The organism is Candidatus Thiosymbion oneisti, from assembly GCF_900092655.1.
GTDB lineage: Bacteria > Pseudomonadota > Gammaproteobacteria > Chromatiales > Chromatiaceae > Thiosymbion > Thiosymbion oneisti.
In genome coordinates this window covers 1-5,462 of sequence record NZ_FLUY01001790.1, presented here as the reverse complement: position 1 = coordinate 5,462, position 5,462 = coordinate 1, and the positions used below count along the sequence as shown (strand labels likewise).

5 protein-coding genes are annotated in these 5,462 nt (G+C 62.4%); all 5 read right to left on the bottom strand.

Going from position 1 to position 5,462, the window contains the following annotated elements:
* Window positions 1–189: 189 nt before the first annotated feature.
* Window positions 190–1,692, bottom strand: coding sequence for an AarF/ABC1/UbiB kinase family protein (locus BQ17_RS19145; protein ID WP_089729867.1), 1,503 nt, complete (start codon window positions 1,690–1,692; stop codon window positions 190–192).
* 33 nt (window positions 1,693–1,725) lie between these two features.
* Window positions 1,726–2,139 carry a HipA domain-containing protein gene (locus tag BQ17_RS19140; protein ID WP_089729865.1) on the bottom strand — a complete coding sequence of 138 codons (414 nt, stop codon included), beginning with the start codon at window positions 2,137–2,139 and terminating at the stop codon, window positions 1,726–1,728.
* 95 nt (window positions 2,140–2,234) lie between these two features.
* Complete coding sequence (locus BQ17_RS19135; protein ID WP_089729864.1) at window positions 2,235–2,495, bottom strand: hypothetical protein; 261 nt, start codon at window positions 2,493–2,495, stop codon at window positions 2,235–2,237.
* Window positions 2,467–3,954 carry a DUF262 domain-containing protein gene (locus tag BQ17_RS19130; RefSeq protein WP_089729862.1) on the bottom strand — a complete coding sequence of 496 codons (1,488 nt, stop codon included), beginning with the start codon at window positions 3,952–3,954 and terminating at the stop codon, window positions 2,467–2,469. Before BQ17_RS19130 ends, BQ17_RS19135 begins: the two co-directional genes overlap by 29 nt.
* 10 nt (window positions 3,955–3,964) lie before the next feature.
* Window positions 3,965–4,831, bottom strand: coding sequence for a DUF6279 family lipoprotein (locus BQ17_RS19125; RefSeq protein WP_089729860.1), 867 nt, complete (start codon window positions 4,829–4,831; stop codon window positions 3,965–3,967).
* Between the last annotated feature and the right edge of the window lie 631 nt (window positions 4,832–5,462).

Here is a 5,462-nt window from a genome sequence, read left to right as displayed (position 1 = left end):
TGGCAGACGATCAGCGAGCCTTGGTGCGTCGAACGCAACACGTCAAACCCTGTCCCGACGCAGGAGGGATCTTTTCCCTCCCGACAACGCCAAATAATTCAGGATTGCTACCGTTCTTACCATCCATGGTATCTGGATTCCGGCAACAGTTACCGGAATGACGCGGTGGGGACTGAACGATTATCGGCATTAGGGTTCTGTCGGGCCGCTGAGCAAGGCCGTGAGCCTGCGCTGCCACCGGTGGGTCCAGAACCGGGCGGCGGCGGTCGGTCCTCCCCAATACAAGGCCAACAGGTCCAGATTCGAGAGGTGAGTTCCGAAATGCCGCGAGGCGGGTGGCGCAAAGGCACGGGCCGTCAGCTCACACACAAACTGCCGGATGGCCGCAGCCGGTAACACGCGGCCGATAGAGCTCCCACCGGAAATATCCTTGATGACGCCCTCGAGCGTCAGGATGCTCTTGCGATACAGGAGCAGCTCGCTGCTGAACTGCACGCCGGCCGCCAGCGAGGCCTCGTCCAACAACGACTGGGACCAGCGAAAGCCGGGGAACTTGCCGGCGTATAGTTTGCTGACCGCCTTATCCACAACGACACCTAGTGCCGAGGCGTTGACCGGGGTCTGCGCCAGGGCCTCGATCTCACGTGCGATGCGCTGCGGATCCAAGGTCAATGCACCCAGCAAGAGCTGCATCATGTGAATGCGCTCGACCTTGCCCAGATAGCCGGTAAGGCTCCAGTCCAGGACAGCAAGCCGCTCATCCTCGGTGAAGAAGAGATTGCCGGCATGGGGATCGGCGTGGAATATGGCCGTCTCCAGCGGGGTCCATACGGGCCGTGCGATCAGGGCCTCGATAACCGAATTCGCCAACCGCCGGCGTTGACGTGCTGAAAACACCTCCACATCGGTTACCTTCTGACCATAGATACGCTCCATGGCGGTGATGCGCGGCGTGCAGAATGGGAACAACGCCGGGATCTGAATGCTCCTCGCATCCTTATAAAACTCAGCAGCCTCCGCCAGGTGGCGCTGTTCATGGTCGAGGCGGATTTCCCCTGCGAGCAGCTCCCGGATGGTCGCCAGGGATTCGGCGTAATTCAGCGGTGGAATCCGATAGTATTCACAACGCTCGTCGATAAACTGGCCGAGCTTCGACCAGATTGCCAACTCCTCCTGCAGAGACTCCTCGATCCCCGGCTTAAGGACCTTGAGCACGCCGTTGGCTGGGCCGGAGGACTCCGCGGCAACCGACGTAAAAGGCACGACGACGGAAACGCTGGCCTCGGCCAGGGCAGTCGAGTCAAGCCGGAGCGCGCCCTCCGCATCCCCCAGCTCGCGCCGGATAACCTGCTTTACGGCATCCCCGTAAGTCGTCCCCGGCATGGTTTCGAGCGTCTGCAAGCGGCTGCGCAGCGCCCGGTCCAGCTTCCGGTTGCGGGCGACCACCTGTCCGAACTTGTGGAGGGTCGGACAGTGGAACAGCAGAGACGTCAGCCGTTGCGCCACACCGGCATCGCTGGGAAGGGCCTGCTGTTCGGTCAGGATAGCGGTCAGCCGAGGGGTGGACAGATGCCGGAGAAAAAAGGCCAGGGCATCCGCTACCAGGGGCCGGTAGTCGGCATAGACCTCCGGCACCAGCGGTGTGATATCAACCCCCCAGGTGTTTTGGCCTGCTGGATTCGCTTTGCTCAACGGCTTGCTTCTCCCTGCCTATTTCGACTTCGCCTACGGAAAACCCCGTGGGGAGGATCTTTTTATACACGCCTGCCCTACCGGTGGCTGTTTTCCCTTTTCAATCCACAGATTACACAGATTTTCGCAGATTTTTTCTTCTTTTATCTGTGGAAATCTGCGTAATGTGAATTCGCGCAGGGCCTCCAGGTCATGTTGCCGATAGATCAATGCCCCGATCGTCTCGAAGCTCCCGCGGTACTTCCCATCCGGGTAGAACCCACGCACCTGCGCCAGGTCTTCGATATGGATCGGCCGCCGCCGGGGATCCCGGTCGAACCGCCGTACCGCGTAGGCATGATCGCCCGTCCCGGTCCAAACCCGCTCGGGGAGGGCCTCGATTTGCTCACGATGGACCAATCGAGTCTCGGGGACCTGGATCCCCACGGCCCGCGCGAGCCTCATCATCGTCCATTCGTTACTCGAATACGAACCGGGTCAGGTTGTCGCGCCGGTGGAGGCGGCCGATGATCCGCTCGTAGAGATAGACATGAAACTGTTGCTCACGCGAGCCGGTCATCGCGTCCTTCCGCGGCATCATCGAGATCGTCGAGGTTGAGACTATCCAGCGGGGGCGTATCCTCATGGCCCGTTCCCGCCATGCGCGAGAGGAAACCGTCGACGGTGCGTGCGATTTTTTCTTGGCGTTGTTCCAGGAATCCGATCTTATCGCCCCCTGCCAGGGCAGCGACCGATTCCGGGTTCAGGGCATGGGAGGCCAGAAATGCCTGTTCGTCACTCCTCCCTATGCAGGGGCGGAGCAATCAGGAGCTTGTCCACCGGTTCCGGTAATTCTTCGTCGATCACAAAGATCCGATTCGCCGCCATGGCCATGTGATCTGGGGGTTCGCGTTTGAGTATCGTCCGCGCCACGCCCTTGAGTGTGCCGTCGGGCAGGACGGCCTCGGCAAGCGCCTCCCTGTCATAAGGCTCCCCCGTGAGCAGGGAGCGGGGGTGCAGGTCCCACAGGGCGGCCAGGATGATACGGCTCCCGGCGGCATTGGTGCGAAATTCGGTCAACTTGGGGCGATGCAACTTGGCGTCGATGGGTGCGTCCAGCAGCCGCTGCATGGACTCGGATTCCTCGCCGGCGGTGATGCGGGTCGCGAGTGCCCGCATGGCGTTGGTCCAATTGGAAGCGAACGGCCCTGGGCCGATCATCGCCGCCCGCCAGAACCAGCGCACCAAGAGGATACGGTTGCGCGGTCGAGGCTCCGGGAAATGGGCGAAGAACCGGGTCAGCACCACCAGTAGATAACGGTAGGGGAGGAAGGCGAAATGGGGGACGCCCGCATCCTCCTGCAAAAACCTCACTGCCTGGTATAGGGCCTCTTCCCCTTCCCGGTAGGCCTGCTCCGGGGTTTCGCCCTGGAAATCCCGCGGCTCACGGGTGCGCTCGGAGAATTCGGTGCGGATGTCCTGAGTCACATTGGGGGTCACATTACCGCCGCGCCGTGCCAACACCGCCCGCAGCACCGTGTCATCGTCGAGCAGCCCGAATCCGAGCCCATCCTGGATGGCATCCGCGATCCGTTGGAAGTGCGACGAGGGTTCGAGATCCCGTTGGGGGCCGGGGTGCAACGCCGAGAAGACCTCGGCTTGACTCAGGCGTTTGCCGTAGTTGTTCATGCGGTCGAAGATGTCCCGCAGCACCGCCTCGTCTTGCTGCTCCACCAGATAGGCGGGGACCTGGTATTCCCGGATGGCACGGGTTACGCGGGCGGCCGCGTCGAGCTTTTCGCCGGCCTCCGGGTAATCCTTGGTGAACCAGCGGATCAAGCGTTGCAGATCGAAGAGCACGGGCAAAGGTACGATGTAGCCGTCGTCCTCTTGCTGTCTCGGGCGCACGAATTGCTGCTGGTTCAGATCGTAGGCGAGGGCGAAGCATTTGTCCTCCGCCCCGGCGTCCGATAAGGCGTTTGCCAGACTGGTAAGTCGTTGCTGTCCATCCACCACCCACCATCCATCTTGAAACGCCTGGGCCCGGATGCGCAGCGCCCCCAGCCGGACCTCCGCCTCCGGCGCGGGGCGCGTCCACAGCAGCAGATTGCCGATCGGATAGCCCTTGACGATACTGTCGAACAGGTGGCTCACGTCCTTCCATTGCCAGCGCAACGGGCGCTGGAATTCCGGGATCCGCAGGCGCCCCGCCAATGCGGCGGCGACCAGATCGACGACACTGAAGGTCTTGGCCGTGGGCTGTGAGATGGGGTGGTCCGCCATGGTATAGGCGCTACTTCGTGCACCGCAGAGGCGCCATACGTGGGTTCTTCTGAAGGCCCATAAAATCGTCCCGGAGGTTGGCGAGCCGTTCCTTGAAGTGGGTCCGTTGGGTGCGGCTGAAGCTGGCGTCCAGGCGCACGAAGAGGCGGACGATCTGGCGTCGGATCCCTTGTTTCGCCGTGCGCAACGGCGGGGGCAAATCCTTGTGGTCGGCCAACCAATCGGTCAGGTAGCGGCGAATCTCGGGTTCCCCGGCCTTGCGGTCCAGCAGCCGGATCAACCCGGCCCGGCGGGCCCCACGGTAAGCCGCCCAGTCGGCGGCGGTATCCGGCATCGCCTTGGTTACCTTGCGGATAATCTGCCGCTGCGCCCCGGTCAAGGGACCGATCCACCACTCGACGGATTCGGACCAGCGCTCGGCACGTTTGCGCAGGCGGCGTTCCAGGTCGCGGTTTTTCTCCGCCTCGTCCCGGGCCTCTTCCGCGAATTTGCGCTCCAACCCCCGTATCTGCTGTGGACTCAGAGAGACCAGCAAGGGGGCGGCCAGCTCGGCGGCCAAGCGGAAGTGACGGCGGTAGAGATCCTCGAAGGCAGCGAGCAGACACTCGGTGCCGGCGGCCTTGAAGCCCGCCTGCGCTGCATCATAGAGGCCACCGAAAAAGGCCGCCAGGTGAGGCAGCTCCTCCCGGCGATGGCGGGCCAAGCCGTCGGCGAGGGTCGGTCTCCAGGCCGCTAACTGGCTCCTGTTCAGGGAGAGATAATCGTCCGCATACTTTTCGATGAAGAGATCCAGCGTGCGATAGAAGATCGAGACCCGGCTGCAACCCACGACCAGGAGCGACGCCAGCAAGAGTACAAAGATTCGACGGAAGCGCATTGGAAATCCTGACTTTTCGACTGAATGGGTCGGGTGCCCGGTAGCTTGCGGTTCCCGATGACCCGACAGGGTATCAGAATCCCGTTGGCTCGGTTTCCTGGCCTGGAGCCGATCCAGGGCGAGCCTGTACTATCGGACAACAGGACCGTAGCTGGGAACGCCGGCATCCTGCCGGCCCGGATTTGCCGGCAAGAGGCGGTTCCGACCTGCCTTCTCCGCGGCGCGGAGCTTCCCCATCCCCACGCGGCGCGTGGGGACGAGAAGAAGCTGGGAACGCCGGCATCCTGCCGGCCTGGATTTGCCGGCAAGAGGCGGTTCCGACCTGCCTTCTCCGCGGCGCGGAGCTTCCCCATCCCCACGCAGCGCGTGGGGACGAGAAGAAACCTAGTTTCGATCGATATTGCTAGGGGGTGTTCTCAATTAACAAACGATCTAATCTTCGCTATCTCGAACCACGGATCGACACGGATTGGTCTCCATCCGTGTCGATCCGTGTTCATCCGTGGTTCTCTTTCCGGTTGTTATCTGCACTAACCAATGGTTTTCACAGGCTAGATGGCCGCAACATCCCAGCGGTCCGCTCCGAGACACTCCGCGGCGCGGAGCTTCCGCGTTCCCACGCAGCGCGTGG

Coding starts and splice junctions, on each gene's coding strand:
- BQ17_RS19140 (WP_089729865.1), bottom strand. CDS start 2,139: ATGATGAGGCTCGCGCGGGCCGTGGGGATCCAGGTCCCCGAGACTCGA.
- BQ17_RS19130 (WP_089729862.1), bottom strand. CDS start 3,954: ATGGCGGACCACCCCATCTCACAGCCCACGGCCAAGACCTTCAGTGTC.
- BQ17_RS19125 (WP_089729860.1), bottom strand. CDS start 4,831: ATGCGCTTCCGTCGAATCTTTGTACTCTTGCTGGCGTCGCTCCTGGTC.